The sequence below is a fragment of the Mesorhizobium sp. M4B.F.Ca.ET.089.01.1.1 genome, assembly GCF_004022605.1.
Classification (GTDB): Bacteria; Pseudomonadota; Alphaproteobacteria; order Rhizobiales; family Rhizobiaceae; genus Mesorhizobium; species Mesorhizobium abyssinicae.
In genome coordinates, this window is the sequence record NZ_RZOS01000075.1 from 1 (window position 1) to 18742 (window position 18742).

The window sequence follows — 18742 nt, forward strand, 5'->3', positions numbered from 1 at the left end:
CCGCCGGCAGCGGCGTGCAGCTCAAGACCATCGAGACTTTCGAGCTCGGCCTGCCGTCCGTCGCCACCAGCCGCTCGCTGCGCGGCATCGGCCATCGCCCGGACAATTGCGTCGTCACCGACGATCCGATCGCCTTTGCCGCCGCGCTCGAGGCGGCCGCCGGCAATGGCAGGGATGTCGATGGCAGCGCCTTCCATCGCCGGCAGGTCAAGGCGCTCGATGCCGCGATCAGGCTCGGCTTGGAGAAGCTCGGTTCGGTCCGGCAGGAGGCGTTCGCATGAACATGCACGCCACCCGCAAGGTGTTCGGGTCCGACACGCTGAAGACCATCCTCGGCATTCCCGTGCTCGCCATCCGCTGGGACGACGCGATCGCGCTGCTGACGCGGCTGGTCGCCGAGCGGCGCTTCACCAAAGTCAGTTTCCTCAACGCTCACAATGCCAACATCGCCTGCACCGATCCGGTCTTCGCCGAGGCGCTGGACGATTTCCTCATCCTGCCTGACGGCATCGGCGTCGACATGGCGGCCAAGCTGCTCTACGGCGCGCCGTTTCCGGACAACCTCAACGGCACCGACTTCGTGCCTGCCTTCCTGCAGGCCTCGTCGCGGCCGCTGACCGTCGGCCTGCTTGGCGCTACCCGCGTCAACGCCGAGGCGGCATCGGTCAAGCTTGCCGCGCTCGCCGTGCAACACAGGTTCGTGGTCATCCATGACGGTTATTTCTCCGCCGCCGAGGAGCCGACGATCGTCGACAGGATCGCTGCCTTGCGGCCGGACGTGCTGCTCGTCGCCATGGGCGTGCCGCGCCAGGAATTGTGGATCGCGCGCCACATCGACGCCCGCCACTGCACGCTGCCGATCGCCGTCGGCGCGCTGCTCGATTTCCTGAGCGGCACGGTGCCGCGCGCGCCGCTGTGGATGCGCCGCCTCAGGCTCGAATGGCTGTTCCGGCTGCTGATCGAGCCAGGTCGTCTATGGCGCCGCTACGTCGTCGGCAATCCGCTGTTCCTGTGGCGGGTCGCCAGGCAGAAACTCTCGGGCGCCGGAGGGCGTCCTTGAACAGCCGCTTCGTCCCGGGCGCAGCGACCGAAGTCCAGCGGCTTCCGCAGGCGCCGACGGCCGCGGTGGTGACCGCGAGCTACGCGCCGGATTTCGAACGCTGCCGGCTGCTGTGCGAGACGATGGACCGGCAGCTTTCCGGTGTCGCGCGCCACTACATACTGGTCGAGCATCGCGACGTGGCGCTGTTTCGCCAATTGGAGAACGCCCGCCGCATCGTCGTCGACGAGCGCGATCTGCTGCCGCGCTGGCTGCATGTCGTCGACGATCCCCTCAGCCTGTTTCGCCGCCGCGTTTGGCTCAGCCTGAAGACCCAGCCGCTGCGAGGCTGGCATGTGCAGCAGCTTCGCCGCATCGCCATCGCCGCGCACGCGGCGGAGGACGTGCTGATCTTCTGCGATTCCGACGTCGCCTTCCACAAACCGTTCGACGCGAACGCCTTCTGGCGCGACGGCAAGGTGCGGCTGTTCCGGCGCGACGGCGTCCTGGCGAACGATGGCCATGACGAGCATCGCCTCTGGTCGCGCAATGCCGGCGCGGCGCTCGGCATCGACGCCTCGAAAATCTCTGCCCACGACTACATCTCGACGCTGATCGCCTGGCGCCGCGAAACCGTGACGGCGATGTGCGACCGGATCGAGAAGCTGCACGGCCGCGACTGGGTCGCGGTTCTCGGCTCGGCGCGCCGGTACTCCGAATGCATGATCTACGGCCGCTATGTCGACGAGGTGCTGGAGGGCGCCGGCCATTTTCACGGTTCGGAAGAATTCTGCCGCGTCCACTGGACCGGCGAGGCGCTGTCGGACGATGACTTCCGCCGTTTCGTCGCCGCCATGGCGCCCGAACAGGTGGCGATCGGCATGCAGTCCTTCATCGGCACCGACATCGGCCGCATCCGCCGCCTGATCGGGCTCGCTTAGCCTAAGCAGAATTAGATGGCCTTGGCCGGCCTGCGCATCGCCGAGTAAGTGAGAAACGCCGAGGCGAGATAGAGCAGCAGGAAGACGACGTTGAGCGACAGCACCAGATTGGACGTGTCGGCGATCGTCGTCAGCACATAGATCAGGAGCACCGCCTTCAGCCCGGCAAGCAGGCCGAGATTGAGCGCCCGGACGGCGGTCTGGCCGCGCGCGAACAGCAACTCGGCCTGGTATTCGACCAAATTGCGCAGGCCGGGCACGCAGATCGCCAGCGCCACCAGGGGCGCCGCCTCCGCGACATTCCTGCCCAGCGCGTTGGGGAAGAAATGCAGCACAATGCCGAGCGCGGCGAGCGCCAGCGTCGAGACCAGAAACACGCCGCCCTCGATGCCGCTCTTGACGGCCAGCCGCGACAAGAGCTCCGGTGCCCGCATCATCCGCTGCACTAGCATCATCGAGAAGGTGCGGATCGGGATCGCCGTCAGGTCGACCAGGCGCATGATGATGGCGTAGATGCCGGCGAGATGGGCGCCGCCGATCGACAGCACCAGCAGCTTGTCGAACTCCATCTGCAGGTAGAACAGCACCTCGGCGCCGGCGACATAGACGGAATCGGCGAGCCGCCTGAGATAAAGCTCGGTACGCAGCCTCAGCCGCTGGCGCGGATAGAAGAAGCCGAAGGCGATGACGAGCGAGGCCGCGTTGGCGCCGATATAATACCAGGACCAGATGCCGACGCTGTGCTGGGCCGCCAGCATGAACAGCACCGCGCCGAGCGCCCTTAGCGCCGTCGCCAGGATCGCCAGCACGGCGGCCCGGCCGAACTTGCCGAGCCCGTTGTTGACGATCAGCGCCACCTCGACCGGCCGCCACAGCAGCGCTTCGGCGAAAACGACAGCGGCGAAGACGGGCAGCGGCACGGCGCCGGCGAAGAAAATCAGGTAGACGACGTAGGATGCCGCCGCCAGCACCGGCAGCGAGACGGCGCCGAGCAGCAGGAAGCCGGCGGTGAAGGCGCCGATCAGATTGGGGCGGATCGTGGCGGTGCGGTAGAGCGCCGAGATAAAGCCGAAGGCGAGGATGCGCGACAGCATGACGCCCGCCGCCGAAGCGGTGGCGAACATGCCGAATTCGGCGATCGACAGCGTGTTCGCGAGCGCGATGAAATAGGCGAGCGAGAACACCAGCCGCCCGCCCGCGCCGCTGATCGCCGAGAAATAGTCGAAAACCAGCTTCCGGCGCGCGGCTACGAAGGCGCCGATCCGGGCGAGGCTCCGCCTCTGCTGTATGTCGCTGGCTTGGGTCATAGGTCCGCCGGACCATAGGCCGGAAAGCTTAACGTGCCGTTCTGGAGCGGCTTCGATTGCGCTCGCAAACCCTGCAATCAAAGCGCGAAAACTCTCCTCTCCGGGAGCCAAAATTAACCTTTTGTTTTCTATGCCTGTTTAGCGTGGCTTAACGATTGGCCGACCGCCTCTCCCAAGCCGCCGAAGAGTAAAGCTCCAAGACAATGGTCGACAGGGACAACCGTGAGGATTGGAGGCGCGAGCGCTCGCTGCTGGCGCTCGGCGAGGCCATGCGCGGCGAGGACGATGCCTCGCTGGTGGCGATCGGCGACCGCGCGAACCAGTCGTGGCGCGAGGATGCGGCGGAGCGCCACCGGCTTGCACGCGCGCAGCGCGAGACGCGCTCGGCACCGCCCGCCGACACCGAGCCGCGCGGCCGCCAGGCCGATCGCGAACCGATCTCTTACGAGACGCGCATCGAGGATGACTGGACCGCACGAACTGGTTACGCACGCGCCCAGGCGCGCGAGGAGCCGGAGGAACTTTCGCATGCTCGCGCGCCTCAGGCCGCGCTCGATCCGCGACAGGCCTCGAACGCGCGACAGCCCGCATTCGAGGATGCCGACGACCAGCAGTGGAAGCCGCTGATCGATCCGATGCAGGTCGTGCGCGGCATTGCCCGCTCGAAGGCCCTGATCCTTTCGACGACGATCCTCGGCGCTGCGCTGGGCGTCGCCATCGCCTTGTCGACGCCGAAGAAATACGAGGCCACCGCCGAGCTCATCGTCGATCCGCGCGACCTCAAGCTCACCGATCGCGATCTCACCCAGAACGTGGTCGCGTCCGACGCGACGCTGGCGATCGTCGAGAACCAGGTCCGCGTGCTCACCTCCGGCACGGTCCTCAACAAGGTCGTCGACAAACTCAACCTCACCAACGATCCCGAGTTCAACGGGCAAGGTTCCGGCGGTCTCGGCGTCATGTCGATGATCCGTTCGATTCTCTCGCGCCATGATGCCGGAGCCGCCGACGAGGGCCGCCGCCGCGCGCTCGCCGTCGGCAATCTGGCGGAAAGCCTGTCGGTCGAGCGCGGCGGCAAGACCTTCGTCATCTCGGTCGGCGCCACCACCCAGAATGGCGAGAAGTCGGCGCTCATCGCCAACACGATGACCGACGTGTTCCTGCAGACCTTCGGCCAGATCCAGTCCGACACCGCCGGCCGCGCCACCGACGAGCTGACGGCGCGGCTCGACGAATTGCGCAAGGGCGTCGAGGCGGCCGAGCGCAAGGTCGAGGACTACCGGGCGACGCATGACCTCGTCGACGCGCAGGGCCATCTGATCAGCGACGACCAGATGCTGAAGCTCAACGAGCAGCTTTCTGTCGCCCGCGCGTTGAGTTCCAGCGTGCGGGCGGCTTCGGCGCGTTCGCTCAGCGTCAATTCGGTCCTCAACGGCACCTTGCCGGAGGAGATCAACTCCAACACCATGGGCGAGCTGCGCGCGCAATATGCGGCGCTGAAGCAGGAAGCCGACCGCGCCGCCGTCAGGCTCGGGCCGCGCCATCCCGAACTGCAGGCGCTTAGCGCCCAGCTCGCCGGCGCGCGCGACCGCATCGCCGGCGAATTGCAGCGCATCGCCTCTTCGCTGCAGGTCGACCTGAAGCGCTCCGTCCAGCTGGAGCAGGACCTTGCCTCCCGCCTGGCGCAGGCCAAGGTGCAGAGCGGCGACGTCAACAACGCTCTGGTCTCGCTGCGCGAGCTGGAACGCGAGGCCGCCGCCAAGCGCTCGGTCTACGAGGCTTTCCTGCTGCGCGCCAAGGAGACCGGCGAGCAGAAGGACATCAACACCGCCAACATCAACGTCATCTCCAAAGCCTTCGCGCCGCTCGAGGCCAAGGGACCGTCGCGGGCCATGCTGGCGATCGCCGGCCTGCTGCTTGGTTTTGCTGCGGGCGTCGGACTCGGCGGCATGCGCGGCGCCTATGAGAGCCTGCGCGAAACCGCGACCTCGCGCTCGCGTCGCCGCGGGAAACACGACCACAAGCCCGCGGTCGAAGACAAGGTCTATCGGGCGCCGCCTCCTGTTCCGCTGCCACGCTCGCAGCCGCGCGCTCCATTGCCGCCTCCACCATCGCCCGCCGCGACCACCGGGGCTGAACGTTCGGGGCCGGTTGGCGCCTTGCTTTCGGCAGTGCGCGGGATGATGCCCGGCAAAAGGCAAAAGCACGTCGATCCCGGCAAGGTCACGGAACGGCCCGCGGCCTATCAGCCGCGTCAATTCCAGCAGGACGAGCCGCCTCGGCGGCCGGCCACCTATTCCTCTCCGCGCACGCAGGCCTATGACGATGAGCCCGGCTATCGGCCGGCACGGCCGGAACAGAACCAGCCGGCCAGCCATGCCTATCCGCCCGCGGCAACCTCGTCTGGTGGGCAGGGGGCCAATCCTCGGGATCAACTGGCGCCGCAGGCGCCGAACACCGACGAGCAGCAAGGCCAGATCGACGAGATCCGCGAAAGCCTGCGCGAATTCCGCGAGGCGGTGCGAGAGCTCACCGAAAGCCGTTCGAACCGCCGCTATTTCTAAATCCTGACCCATCCGATAAAAGCGGCCGGTTTCGAGTTTACGGCATGCGACGGCGTTTTGACGGGATTGCCCGCCGGAATTTTCGTGAAAATGCCGCTCGACATGTCGCCCGAACCGCGCGGGTTTCGGGTCTGTGAAACAATGAGACAAGGCGGTCGCATGAATCCCAAGGATGCGACGTGCTTTGATGGAAGAGTTGAAGGTGGTTCATGGCCGAAGTGATTGACGGAAAGAGCGTCGCCGAAGACGTGGTTGGCAAGGTCAAGGCGCTGACCGCGGAACTGGCGGGCAAGGGCGCGACCAAGCCCGGCCTCGCCGTGGTGATCGTCGGCGAGGATCCGGCGAGCCAGGTCTATGTCGCCTCGAAATCGCGCACCGCCAAGGAATGCGGCTTCCACTCGCTGCAGCACACGCTGCCGGCCGAGACCTCGGAGGCAGAATTGCTCAAGATCATCGGTGACCTCAACGCCGACCCGTCGATCCACGGCATCCTGGTGCAGCTGCCGCTGCCCGGCCACATCGATTCCGGCAAGGTCATCCAGACGATCGCGCCGGAGAAGGATGTCGACGGCTTCCACTTCATCAATGTCGGCAAGCTCGGCACCGGCGAGCTGGAGACGGCCTTCGTGCCCTGCACGCCGGCCGGCTCCATGCTTCTGATCGAGAGCGTGCGCGGCAAAGACCTGTCCGGCCTCAACGCCGTCGTCGTCGGCCGCTCCAACATCGTCGGCAAGCCGATGGCCAACCTCCTGCTTGCCGCCAACTGCACCGTCACCATCGCCCACAGCCGCACCAAGGACCTGCCGGCGCTTGCCAGCACCGCCGACATCCTGGTCGCCGCGGTAGGCCGTCCGGAAATGGTCAAGGGCGACTGGGTCAAGCCCGGCGCCACCGTCATCGATGTCGGCATCAACCGCATCCCGGCGCCCGAGAAGGGCGAGGGCAAGAGCCGCCTCGTCGGCGACGTCGCCTATGCCGAAGCGGCCAAGGCGGCCGGCGCCATCACCCCGGTGCCCGGCGGCGTCGGGCCGATGACCATTGCCATGCTGATGGCGAACACTGTAGCTTCCGCCTACCTTGCGGCCGGGTTGAAGCGGCCGTCCTTCTGACCGGGAAGCAGCCTACTTGCCGAACCATTCCATTCCCATCGAACGGCCGGTCGCGAACGATTCCGTTCAGGGTGGTCGTCAGTTCGGGTTCCTGCTGGTCGACAAGTTCTCGATGTTCTCGCTGGCCGCGGCGATCGACTGCTTTCGCTCGGCCAACCGCTTGCTTGGCCGCGACGTCTATGGCTGGACGACGATCTCGGCGGATGGCGACGCGGTCATGGCCTCCAACGGCCTGCCGCTGAAGATCGACTATTCCGTCGCTGATATGCCGCCGGTCGACATCCTGTTCGTGTCGGTCGGCCTCTCCATCGAATTCCCGGGCAAGAGCAAGGTACTGGCGGCGCTGCGCAGCTGGGGCAGGCGCGGCAACGCGCTCGGTGCGCTCTCGGTCGGCTCCTATCTGCTTGCCGAGGCCGGCCAGCTCGACGGCTATCGCTGCACCATCCATTGGGAGAACCGCGCCGGCTTCATGGAGCGTTTCCCGGACATCAACTGCACCGGCAATGTCTTCGAGATCGACCGCAAGCGTTACACCTGCGCCGGCGGCACCACCTCGATCGACCTGATGCTGGAGATCGTGCGCACCGATTTCGGCTCCAACCTCGCCAACGGCGTCGCCAACCAGTTCCAGCACGAGCGCATCCGCTCGGCCGGCGACCGCCAGCGCGTCGGGCCGGAGCGCGACCTCACCGGCAAGTCGGAGAAGCTCAGGCGCATCGTCGAGCTGATGGCCGATCACCTCGACGAGCCGCTGTCGGCGGTCCAGCTCGCCAAGTCGGCGGGCCTGTCGGTGCGCCAGGTCGAGCGCCTGTTCCTGCGCCATTTGAGCGTCACGCCGGGGCGTTACTACATGCGGCTCAGGCTGGAGCGGGCGCGCGAACTGCTGCGCCAGACCAACATGCCGATCCTCGACGTGGCGATCGCCACCGGCTTCACCTCGCACTCCTATTTCGCGCAGAGCTACCGGCTGCAGTTCGGCCGCCCGCCGTCGGAAGAGCGCCGCACCACCTACTGAGCGATGAGCCGCCGTCCGTGGTGCCTGTGCGCAAGGCCGCGTGCGGGCTTGTCTCCACAGGCCGGGTCAAATACCTTCGCGCCGCGGACCAGAGGGGTTTCCTAGGAGAGTTTCATGATGCGATTGGCACGGAGCGTCGCCACGGCGATCCTCCTTTTGTCGACGACCACGTTCGGCTTTGCCGCCAACAAGGTCATCATCATTCTCGATGCGTCGGGCTCGATGTGGGCGCAGATCGACGGCAAGCCGAAGCTTGAGATCGCGCGCGAATCGCTGCGCACCGTGCTGCAGTCGGTGCCGGGCGACGACGAGATCGGCTTCATGGCCTACGGTCACCGCCAGAAGGGCAGCTGCGAGGACATCGAGCTGATCGTGCCGCCGCAGGCGGGTTCGGCGAGCGCCATTTCGGCCGCCGCCGACAGCATGAAATTCCTCGGCAAGACGCCGCTGACCGCAGCCGTCAAGCAGGCGGCCGAGGCGCTGAAATACACCGAGGACAAGGCGACCGTCGTCCTCATCACCGACGGGCTCGAGACCTGCGGCGGCGACCCTTGCGCGCTGGGCAAGGAACTGGAGGCTTCCGGCGTCGACTTCACCGCCGACGTCGTCGGCTTCGGCCTGACCGCCGACGAGGGCAAGCAGATCGCCTGCCTCGCCGAGAACACCGGCGGCAAGTATATCCAGGCCTCGGACGAAAAGGCGCTGCAGGAAGCGCTGGTCGAGACCGTGGCGGCGCCGGCCCCGGCGCCTGCCCCCGAACCTGCTCCGGCTCCCGCGCCGGCGCCCGAGCCCGCCAAGCCGGAATTCAATTTCATGCCGAGCGTCGTCCTGGCCGAAGGCGGCCCGGATGTCAGCGACAACAGCAATGCCTGGGAGATCTACAAGGCCAACGCCGACGGCACGCGCGGCGATCAGGTCATGACCGAGTATGGCGAGCTCAAGACCAATCTCGAGCCGGGCGACTATGTCGTCGTCGGTCGCGCCGACGAGGCCAAGGTCGAGCAGAAGCTCAAGGTCGAGGCCGGCCAGGTCTACAAGCCGCTGTTCACGCTGAATGCCGGCACGCTGGTCATTCATCCGCACGCCAGCCAGGGCGCCGAGATCAGCGGCGAGGCCCGCGTCGACTTCGCCTATCCGGGCGGCAGCACCACCCATTATGGCGACGCCAGGGCGACCGTGCCGGCGGGCGAGCAGAAGGTGACGGTGCAGATCGGCGCCGGCACGGTCACCGAGACCGTTCAACTGGCCGCCGGGCAGACCGTTGAAAAGGATATCGTCGTCGGCGTCGGCCATGCCGTGCTCAATGCCTACTACACGGCGGGCGGCGACAAGGCCGACAATTCGGGCATCGGCTTCGAGATCGTCAAGGCCAAGAAGAAGATCGACGGTACGCGCGAAAGCGTCGAGCACTCCTACGGGCCGGACAGCAAGTTCTGGCTGCCGCCGGATGACTATGTCGCGATCACCACCTTCGATATCGCCGTGGTCGAGCAGCCCTTCAGCATCAAGGCCGGCGACAACCAGGACGTCAAGGTGACGCTCGACGCCGGCGTGCTGGCGATGTCGGCGCCCGGCGCCTATTCGATCGAAGTGCTTTCGTCGAAGAAGGACATCGAGGGCAAGCGCAAGTCGCTTGGGCTAAGCTATGGTGACAGCTGGCAGCAGACCATTCCGGCGGGCGACTATGTCGTCGTGCGCCACGCCTCCGACCAGGGCCAGGACAAGGAGACGCCGGTGACCGTCAAGGCCGGTGAACGCGCCGAGGTTACCGTCCAGTAGCTAGCGCTTCCGTCTTCTGGAGAAAAAGGGGCGGCCGATGAGTCGTCCCTTTTTCTTGGATGGAATTGCCGACTCAGGCGTTCCCGAACGCCGCGGCGCCGTGATCGGCGCGGCCGACGAGTTGCCGGAACCCGGCGAACAGCTCGCGGCCGAAGCCGAACTCGTTGCCGATGAGATCGGCATCCGCCGTGCGCCGCAGCGCGAATTCCGCGCCCGGCACCAGCACTTCCAGCGTGCCGGCATCGGCGTCGAGCCGGATGATGTCGTCGTCATGGATCCTGGCGATCGGGCCGTCCTCGACCGCTTCCGGCGTGACATGGATCGCCGCCGGCACCTTGCCGGACGCGCCCGACATGCGCCCGTCGGTCACCAGCGCCACGCGCTGGCCGCGATCCTGCAGGATGCCGAGCACGGTGGTCAGCTTGTGCAGCTCCGGCATGCCGTTGGCTTTCGGCCCCTGGAAGCGGATGACGGCGATGAAATCGCCGGTGAGCGTGCCGGCCTTGAAGGCCTCGTTCAGCCCCTGCTGGCTGTCGAACACTTTTGCGGGTGCCTCGATGACGCGTCGCTCCGGCTTCACGGCCGAGGTCTTGATGACGGCATGGCCGAGATTGCCGCCAAGCACCTTCAGGCCGCCCGTCGGCTGGAACGCCTTCTTGAAAGGCGCCAGCACCTTCTCGTCGCCGCTTTCCAGCGGCGAGGCCTCACGCACCACGCCGCCATCGGCGCCGAGCCTGGCCTCGACCGCATAGGGGCGCAACCCTTCGCCCCACACCGTCTGCACGTCCTCGTGCAATATGCCCTCGTCGAGCAGTTCGCGGATCAGGAAGCCGAGCCCGCCGGCGGCGTGGAAATGGTTCACGTCGGCAAGCCCGTTCGGATAGACGCGGGCCAGCAGCGGCACCGCTTCCGACAGGTCCGAAATGTCCTGCCAGGTCAGCGCGATCCCGGCGGCGGCGGCCATCGCGATCAGGTGGATCGTGTGGTTGGTCGAGCCGCCGGTAGCATGCAGGCCGACGACGCCGTTGACGATCGAGCGCTCGTCGATCATGCGGCCGACCGGCGTATAGTCGTTGCCGAGCGCGGTGATCGACAGCGCGCGCTTTGCCGCTTCCCTGGTCAGCGCGTCGCGCAGTGGCGTGCCCGGATTGACGAAGGAGGCGCCCGGCGTATGCAGACCCATGATCTCCATCAGCATCTGGTTGGAGTTGGCGGTGCCGTAGAAGGTGCAGGTGCCCGGCCCGTGGTAGGATTTGGACTCCGCCTCGAGCAGCTCGGCCCGTCCCGCCTTGCCCTCGGCGTAGAGCTGGCGGACCTTGGCCTTCTCGTCATTCGGAAGGCCGGTGGTCATCGGTCCTGCCGGCACGAACACCGCCGGCAGATGGCCGAAGGTGAGCGCGGCGATCACCAGTCCCGGCACGATCTTGTCGCAGACGCCGAGGAAGACGGCCGCGTCGAACATGTTGTGCGACAGCCCGATCGCCGCCGCCATGGCGATCACGTCGCGCGAGAACAGCGACAGCTCCATGCCGGGCTGCCCTTGCGTGACGCCGTCGCACATCGCCGGCACGCCGCCGGCCACCTGCGCGATTCCGCCCGCCTCGCGCGCCGCTTCCTTGATCAGCGCCGGATAGGTCTCGAAGGGCTGATGCGCCGACAGCATGTCGTTGTAGGAGGTGATGATGCCGAGGTTGGGCACCCGGTCGCCGCCGAGCGCGATCTTCTCGGAAGGGCTGCAGACGGCAAAGCCATGCGCAAGGTTGCCGCACGACAGCACCGCCCGGTTGGCGCTGCGGCCGGAGGCTTCTGCGATGCGGCCGAGATAGGCCTCGCGGCCGGCCTTCGAGCGTTGGCGGATGCGCTCGGTGATGGCTTCGATGTCGCGTCTGGCGGTCATGGCAACGGTCCTTTCAGGCGGGGTCCCTGAACTTTCCGGCAGCCGGGACCCTCGGTATGGTCAAAATCAGGGCGCCCAGAAAACCTCGACGGTTCTGGGTGCCGCATCGATCACGGCGCGGATGGGCTTTCGCTTTCCCGGCGCCATCGCATCCTCGAAGGCACTGCGTTTTTCCGCGCCCTCGATGTGCAGGGCGATGAAGCCGGCGGCGATGATCCTTGCCATCGACAGCGTCAGCCGGGGCTCGCCGGCGCTTGCCGCGTGCACCGGCAGCACGATCCTTTGCGAGGACGGATCGAGCAGTCGTGGCAGGTCGTCGGCGTCGGGAAAGAACGAGGCGGTGTGGCCGTCGCCGCCCATCCCGAGCACGACCGCGTCGAGCGGCCAGGGCAGCGATATCAGCGCCTCGTTGTCGGACAGCGCCGCATCCTCGATGCTTGCCGCTTCATGGTAGAGCGGCACGAAGCGGGCGGCAGCCGCGGCGTTCTGCAGGAGATTGGCGGCCACCAGCCCGGCATTCGAGCGCGGCGAGGAGGCCGGCACGAAACGCTCGTCGACCAGCGTCACCGTGACCTTGTCCCAGGCGATCGGGGTCTTCGACAGCGCCGCGAAGAACTTCGCCGGCGTCGTGCCGCCGGAAACGGCAAGCAGCGCCGTGCCGCGCTCGCTGATCGCCTTGGTCAGTCGCGTCGCGACATGGCCGGCAAGTGCTACCGCCAGCTGCTCGCGATCGGCGAAGCCATTCCAGTTGTAGGCGCCGCTCAATTGCTCTCGTGCCATGTCCGCCCATCGCGTTCGATCAGCGCGATCGAGGCCGACGGCCCCCATGTGCCGGCCGTATAGCCTTGCGCCTCCTGCCTGGCGTTTTCCCAGGCGTTCTGAATCGGATCGATCCATTTCCAGGCCGCCTCGACTTCGTCGCGGCGCATGAACAGCGTCTGGTTGCCGCGCACCACGTCCATGATCAGCCGCTCATAGGCATCCGGCGCGCGCCCGTCGAAGGATTGCGCGAAGCTCATGTCGAGCGGGATCTGGCGCAGCCGCATGCCGCCCGGGCCCGGATCCTTGATCATGATGAATTGCTTGACGCCCTCATCCGGCTGCAGGCGGATCACCAGCTGGTTGGCGAAGATCGGTCCGGCGCTGTCGCCGAAGATCGAGTGCGGGATCGGCTTGAACTCGATGACGATTTCCGAGACGCGGGTCGCCAGCCTTTTGCCGGTCCTGAGGTAGAACGGGACGCCGGCCCAGCGCCAGTTGGCGATCTCGGCCTTGATGGCGACGAAGGTCTCGGTGTTGCTGTCCTTGCCGAGTTCCTCGACATAGCCTTTCACCGGCCCTCCGGCGGAGGCGCCGGCGCGATACTGGCCGCGCACCGTGTGCTTCGGCGCCTCGTTGCCGTTGATGCGCTTCAGCGCTCGCAGCACCTTCAGCTTCTCGTCGCGCACGGCGTCCGCGTCCATCGAGGACGGCGCCTCCATGGCGACGAGGCACAGAAGCTGCAGCATGTGGTTCTGCACCATGTCGCGCAGCGCGCCGGCCTTGTCGTAATAGGTGACGCGGTCCTCGAGGCCGACGGTCTCGGCGACCGTGATCTGCACGTGGTCGACATTGGCCGAGTTCCACAACGGCTCGTAGAGCGCGTTGGCGAAGCGCAGCGCCATCAGGTTCTGCACCGTCTCCTTGCCGAGATAGTGGTCGATGCGGAAGATCTGGCTTTCGTGGAAGTCGTCGCCGACAAGGTCGTTGAGCGCGCGCGCCGAGGCGAGGTCGCGGCCGATCGGCTTCTCCAGCACGATGCGCGAGTTCGGCGTGATCAGATTGTGTTCTTTCAGCTTGTGCGAGATGTCGCCGAACAGCGCCGGCGCTACGGCCAGGTAGAAGGCGCGGATGCGGTCGCTGTCGCCGATAGCCTTCTTCAGCTTGTCGAAGCCGGTGCCGGTGGTCGCGTCGGCCGAGACATAGGAGAGCCGGGCGAGGAACGTCTCCAGCTCCTTCGGATCGATGTCGGCGGGCTTCACATGGTCCGAGATCGCCTGCTTGGCGAAGGCCTGGAACTCGGCGTCGGTCATCTTGGAACGCGACGTGCCGATGATCCTGGTCGGCTCGGAAAACTGATGGTCGCGCTGGCGATGATAGAGCGAAGGCAGGAGCTTGCGTTCCGACAGGTCGCCGGTGCCGCCGAAAATGATGAAGTCGAAAGGATCGACGGGGATGATCTGGCTGGTCATGGTCTGTCCGTTTTGACGCCGCGCTCAGGTACGAGGCTGATATATTCTAATCGATTTAAATATTCCAGTGCCATGGTGTCACAGGTGAGAACCGGTCGCTGGTTGTCGATTGGGTTCATGTGTGCCCTTGACACTGACGTAGCCCCGGGGGCTTCTCGGCAAGCGGTGGTTCCGGGGAGCTTTCGCAGGTGCAGCATAGAGCGGGATCGCGGCGAAAGCCAAAGGAGAAATGCCTTGCTTCGGGATGATCTTCAATGAGCGAAAAAGGCACGCGTCTGGAAAACAAGGTCGCCATCATCACCGGCGCCGCATCTGGCTTTGGCGAGGGCATGGCCAGGCGCTTTGCCGAGGAGGGCGCCAGGATTGTCGTCGCCGACCTCAATGCCAAGGGCGCCGAGCGCGTGGCCGGCGAGATCGGCGACAAAGCGATCTGGACCCAGACCGACGTGTCGCAGCGCTCCGAATTCGACGAGATGGTCTATGCCGGCAAGAGCGCCTTCGGCCGCATCGACATCATGGTCAACAATGCCGGCTATACGCACCGCAACGGCGACATGCTCGACGTCGACGAGACGACCTTCGATCTGATCACGGCCGTCAACATGAAGGCGATCTACCACGCGGCGCGCGCGGTGGTGCCGATCATGGAGCGGCAGGGCGGCGGCGTCATCCTTACCACCGCTTCGACCGCCGGCCTGAGGCCGAGGCCCGGCCTCACCTGGTACAATGCCTCGAAAGGCTGGGCGATCACCGCCACCAAGTCGATGGCGGTCGAGCTGGCGCCGAAAAACATCCGCGTCAACTGCCTCTGCCCGGTCGCCGGCGAGACCGGCATGCTGGAGAAGTTCATGGGCGCCGACACGCCGGAAATCCGCGAGAGGTTCCGCGCCTCGATCCCGCTCGGCCGCCTCTCGACGCCGCTCGACATCGCCAATGCAGCACTTTGGCTCGCCTCCGACGAAGCCGCTTTCATCACCGGCGTGGCGCTCGAGGTCGACGGCGGGCGCTGCATCTGAACGGCGGGCCTGAATTGACGAGCCGCCCGGGAACTGCATAAGGCTTCTCGAGGAAGCAGGGTGGCCATGCGATGAATGCCCGATTGCGCAAGATTCGCCGGAGCCTGTGGCACCGCCACAAGATCTACAGGGCCAGGCGCGCCCGTTCAAAGAGCAAGGCGACCTTCATCGGCGTCACCGGCAGTTCCGGCAAGTCGACGGCGGCGGCGTTGCTCGGCCATATATTGGCCAGCCATGGCCCGGTCTACACGCAGGTTCTCGCCAACGCCATCGATGCGCTGGCCAGCACGCTCTACAAGCGTATGTGGAAATCGGGCAAGGTCGATCACGTCGTGTTCGAGGCAGGCGCCTATGGCGTCGACACCATCAGGCCGATGGCGGAACTGCTCAAGCCGCATGTGGCTGTCGTTACCATGGTCCGCCTCGAACATTTGGCCAGTTTCAGGACCCTGGAGAACGTCGCCCTGGAAAAGCGCGCCCTGGTCGATGCGCTGCCACCGGGCGGTCTTGCCGTGCTCAACGCCGACGATCCGCATGTGCTCGGCATGGCTTCGGGCACCAGGCATCGCGTCGTCACCTTCGGCCGGACGGAAGATGCGGATTATCGTGTCACCGACACGCAGGCCGCCTATCCTGAAACGCTGAGCCTCAAGGTCCGGTGGCGTGGCGGCACGCTCGACCTGAAGACGCTGTTTCCGGCCGAGTATCTATGGCTGCCGACGGCGGCGGCTGTCGCCACCGCGCTGGAGCTCGGCGTGCCGCCCGAAAAAGTCGCGGCGCGCGTGGCGACGTTTCGGCCCTTGGTCAATCGCTGCCAGGTGCTCGTCATTGAGGACGGTCCGCACTTCCTGGTCGACACCGCCAAGGCCCCCTGGCATTCGATCAACCTCGCCATCGACATGGTGGCCAAGGCCAAGGTCGCCTCAAAACGCATCGTTCTCGGCCAGATTTCGGATTATGTGGGTTCGACCAGAAAGTACCGTGACGCCTACAACACCGCGCGCGAGGTCGCTGGCCAGGTGATCTATGTCGGCGACAACGCGCATCGCTCGGGCGCCGGCCAGGCCGACCGCGATGGCGGCCGCTTCGTCGAATTGCGAACGCCCAGGGAAGTCTCCGACCACATCAGGAAAACGGCAGTACCGGGCGAACTGATCCTGCTCAAGAGCTCGTCCAACCTTCACCTCGAGAGGGTCGCGCTCGCCTGGACCCACGATGTCAAATGCTGGGTCCCGGTTTGCGGAAAAAGGTCTGGATGCCAGGGATGCGGCCTGTTCGAAGTGCCCTTCGAGCAACATCGCGCCCACGTCAGAAAGCGCAGGCGGGCCCGGCTATGGCAGTGGCTTCGGCTGACCGGCGGCGATGAGGCTCTCAGGCGCCGGTCTTGATGTAGGTTTTGTAGACCCAGCCGCGCTTGCCGTTATAGACGATCTGGCACCACTTCTTGCAGCTTATGACCTGCACCGAGGTCTTCGCGGGCACGGTGACCATGGCCGCCGCTTTCTGTTTCGGGCCGGCCCGCATGGTGACGGCCCGCAGGATGCGTCCGGTACTGGCCGCGCTGGCTTCTTGAGGCTTTGGCTTGGCATCGTCGCCTGCGGATGCCTGCGCTTCCGGCGCCTGCGGGTCCGGGGCGGGAATGGCGGCGGTCTTGGCGCCGTCGGGATCGTCCTGCGCCGGCGCCGCGCTGGGCGCGGCCACCTTGGACAGCAAGGCGGTGGCGTCTGATTGAGGCGCCGGTTCGGCGAATGCCGTGTCGGTTGGCTTGGCGGTCTCTTCGGCCTGTCGGCCTGCCGCCTGATCGGATGGAGCAGGCGCGGGGTCGTTGGACGCGGCCTTGGTGCCCGGTGCGGTCCAGCGCGGGTCGTTGGACGCCAGCGCCGGTATCTTGGCTTCCTTGGCGGCGACGACGGCCGACACCGCGTCGGCCTTGCGCGCCGCCTGCGGCGCCACTGCGATCGCCGTGGCGTTCGCGCTGACGGGCGCGATCTTGGTTGTCTTGACCGGGATTGTCGGGACGCTTTGCGCCGGGCTGGCAATCGCTTGCCGGTCGCTGGCCGGCAGCGCCAGCCACAACGCAATCCCCGCCACGCCGAGCAGGGCCGCGGTGCCGACAGCGGCAATCACCAGATGCGAATTGGACCGCACGCCCTGCCAGAACGTGGGCCGCCTGTCATAGCCGAACTGCATTGCAAAGTGCCGCCGTTCCGGCGCGCCGAAACTGAAGGGCTCGTTCACTCTAACCACCTCCAATAGGTGGGCCGACGTTCTTTCGATCGGTGCCGGAGGTCCGGCGGTGATCGGCATCGGTCCCAAAAACACAAGCGGGCGGGCCCGCGAAAGTCCCCGTCTTACAGCCCAGAACCCGCATCCTTTGCCGGTGATTGTGGCATCAGTGCGCCCTTGCAATGAATTCTGCACCCTTGTTAAGGATTCCGCAACATCTCGCATCGGCACGAACTGCCGAATGGAATCAGGCAGATAGGCCGGAAGCTCCGTTCCGGCCGGTGCTTCCCCTGCGTCAGATCCTGTCGCGCAGGGCGAACCAGCTGAGCGCCAGGAACAGCAAGGGCGCGCGGAAACGGCGGCCGCCGGGGAACGGCGGGACCTTCAGATCCTCGATCAGCTTCAGCCGGTCGCGGTTGCCGAGCACGGTCTCGGCATAGAGCTTGCCGAAGAAGTTCGACAGCATGACGCCGTGGCCGGAATAGCCGCCGACCGAGATGACATTGGGCATCACTTCGCGCACGAATGGCTTGCGCGGCACGGTGATGCCGACATAGCCGCCCCAGCCATGCGTGATCTCGACATCCTTCAACTCCGGATAGAGTTCCGCGATCTGGCGGCGGATATGGATGTGGATGTCCTTCGGATCGTTGACCGCGTAGACCTCGCGCCCGCCGAACAGAAGCCGGCCGTCTTTCGACTTGCGGAAGTAGCGCACGACGAAGCGGGAATCGTCGACCGACTCGCCGCCCGGCACCACCGTCGAGGCCGATCCGAGCGGCACCGTCGCGCCGATGAAGGAGCCGATCGGCATGATGTGCGCGGCGCTCACCGGCTCGAGCGTGCCGCCATAGGCGTTGACGCCGATCAGGCATTTCTCGGCCGTGATCGTGCCTTTCGGCGTCGTCACCCTCACCTTGCCGCCGCCGGAGACGATGCCGGTCGCCGGCGTCCGCTCGAACAGCTGCGCGCCGGCCCCGGCCGCTGCTTTCGCCGTGCCGATCACCAGCTTCAGCGGGTGGATGTGCCCGGTGCCGGTGTCGCGCGTGCCGCCGAAATAGCGTGTCGAGCCCAGCCGCTCTGCGGCTTCCTTCGCGTCCATGAAGGAAATGTGCGGGTAGCCGAAGCGGCTCGCCATGATCTCGGCATGCGCCTTGTAGTCGTCGACATAGCGCTGCTTGTGCGCCACCGACAGCTGGCCAGGCATGTAGTCGATCTCGATCCTGTTGACGGCGGCAAATTCGAGCAGATGCGCCTTGGCCTCCTCGGCGAGGTCGAACAGCGCCTTGGCGCGGGAAAGGCCGTATTCCGCCTCCATCTCCTCGGCCCAGGCGCGCTGGCCGGTACCGAGCTGGCCGCCATTGCGCCCCGAAGCGCCGTCGCCGAACCGATGCGCCTCGATGAGCACGACATTGCTGCCGGCCTTCGCCAGATGCGCCGCCGCTGACAGGCCGGTGAAGCCGCCGCCGACGATGACGACATCGCATTGGCGGTCGCCGTCGAGAGCGGGGTATTCGGGCCGTGATCCGGCCGTGTCCTCGTACCAGGACCGGCCGGGGGATACTGGGGATTGGTAGGGCATGATTGAGTAGGGGAATAGGGGAGTAGGGGAGTAGGG

The 18742-nt window shown here is 66.3% G+C and carries 14 protein-coding genes and 1 pseudogene; 9 read left to right on the plus strand and 6 right to left on the minus strand.

Annotated features, from left to right (window positions below):
* The 3 genes and pseudogenes from EN780_RS10330 to EN780_RS10340 all read left to right on the plus strand — a co-directional run.
* Positions 1–281, plus strand: a pseudogene (locus EN780_RS10330) (glycosyl transferase); the annotation flags it as partial.
* Positions 278–1060 (plus strand): WecB/TagA/CpsF family glycosyltransferase, encoded by a 783-nt coding sequence (locus EN780_RS10335; RefSeq protein ID WP_128273520.1) that lies wholly within the window; start codon positions 278–280, stop codon positions 1058–1060. The pseudogene EN780_RS10330 and the gene EN780_RS10335, both read left to right, overlap by 4 nt.
* Positions 1057–1980 carry a DUF6492 family protein gene (locus tag EN780_RS10340; RefSeq protein ID WP_128273522.1) on the plus strand — a complete coding sequence of 308 codons (924 nt, stop codon included), beginning with the start codon at positions 1057–1059 and terminating at the stop codon, positions 1978–1980. The genes EN780_RS10335 and EN780_RS10340 overlap by 4 nt, the downstream gene beginning before the upstream one ends.
* Positions 1981–1991: 11 nt before the next feature.
* Here the strand turns inward: EN780_RS10340 and EN780_RS10345 are convergent, their stop codons facing one another.
* Positions 1992–3287, minus strand: a complete 1296-nt coding sequence (locus tag EN780_RS10345; protein ID WP_128273524.1) for a lipopolysaccharide biosynthesis protein — start codon at positions 3285–3287, stop codon at positions 1992–1994.
* Between the two features lie 203 nt (positions 3288–3490).
* On the opposite strand from EN780_RS10345, the gene EN780_RS10350 reads away from it, so the two are divergent.
* From EN780_RS10350 to EN780_RS10365, 4 genes are all read left to right on the plus strand, one after another.
* Positions 3491–5851, plus strand: coding sequence for a GumC family protein (locus EN780_RS10350; RefSeq protein WP_128273525.1), 2361 nt, complete (start codon positions 3491–3493; stop codon positions 5849–5851).
* A 209-nt stretch (positions 5852–6060) separates the two neighbouring features.
* Complete coding sequence (gene folD / locus EN780_RS10355) at positions 6061–6960, plus strand: bifunctional methylenetetrahydrofolate dehydrogenase/methenyltetrahydrofolate cyclohydrolase FolD (protein WP_128273527.1); 900 nt, start codon at positions 6061–6063, stop codon at positions 6958–6960.
* Between the two features lie 16 nt (positions 6961–6976).
* Entirely contained in the window at positions 6977–7975 is a 999-nt protein-coding gene (locus EN780_RS10360; RefSeq protein ID WP_126056467.1) for a GlxA family transcriptional regulator, read from the plus strand.
* Between the two features lie 114 nt (positions 7976–8089).
* Positions 8090–9754 carry a VWA domain-containing protein gene (locus EN780_RS10365; RefSeq protein WP_128273529.1) on the plus strand — a complete coding sequence of 555 codons (1665 nt, stop codon included), beginning with the start codon at positions 8090–8092 and terminating at the stop codon, positions 9752–9754.
* Positions 9755–9827: 73 nt separating this feature from the next.
* Here EN780_RS10365 and edd read toward each other — a convergent pair whose 3' ends face one another.
* From edd to zwf, 3 genes are all read right to left on the minus strand, one after another.
* Positions 9828–11651, minus strand: a complete 1824-nt coding sequence (gene edd, locus EN780_RS10370) for a phosphogluconate dehydratase (RefSeq protein ID WP_128273531.1) — start codon at positions 11649–11651, stop codon at positions 9828–9830.
* 66 nt (positions 11652–11717) lie between these two features.
* Positions 11718–12431, minus strand: coding sequence for a 6-phosphogluconolactonase (gene pgl / locus EN780_RS10375; RefSeq protein WP_128273533.1), 714 nt, complete (start codon positions 12429–12431; stop codon positions 11718–11720).
* Positions 12413–13882, minus strand: a complete 1470-nt coding sequence (zwf, locus tag EN780_RS10380) for a glucose-6-phosphate dehydrogenase (protein WP_128273535.1) — start codon at positions 13880–13882, stop codon at positions 12413–12415. Before zwf ends, pgl begins: the two co-directional genes overlap by 19 nt.
* Positions 13883–14136: 254 nt before the next feature.
* On the opposite strand from zwf, the gene EN780_RS10385 reads away from it, so the two are divergent.
* The gene (locus tag EN780_RS10385; protein ID WP_128273537.1) at positions 14137–14898 is read left to right on the plus strand and encodes an SDR family oxidoreductase; all 762 of its coding nucleotides are present in this window, start codon (positions 14137–14139) and stop codon (positions 14896–14898) included.
* An 83-nt stretch (positions 14899–14981) separates the two neighbouring features.
* Positions 14982–16286: a Mur ligase family protein gene (locus EN780_RS10390; RefSeq protein ID WP_245478195.1), complete on the plus strand. Its 1305-nt coding sequence runs from the start codon at positions 14982–14984 to the stop codon at positions 16284–16286.
* On the opposite strand, the gene EN780_RS10395 is transcribed toward EN780_RS10390, so the two are convergent.
* Entirely contained in the window at positions 16270–17205 is a 936-nt protein-coding gene (locus tag EN780_RS10395; protein ID WP_245499919.1) for an SH3 domain-containing protein, read from the minus strand. The two genes, EN780_RS10390 and EN780_RS10395, sit on opposite strands and share 17 nt — an antisense overlap.
* Positions 17206–17419: 214 nt before the next feature.
* Positions 17420–18706: an FAD-binding oxidoreductase gene (locus tag EN780_RS10400; RefSeq protein ID WP_128273539.1), complete on the minus strand. Its 1287-nt coding sequence runs from the start codon at positions 18704–18706 to the stop codon at positions 17420–17422.
* Positions 18707–18742 lie beyond the last annotated feature (36 nt).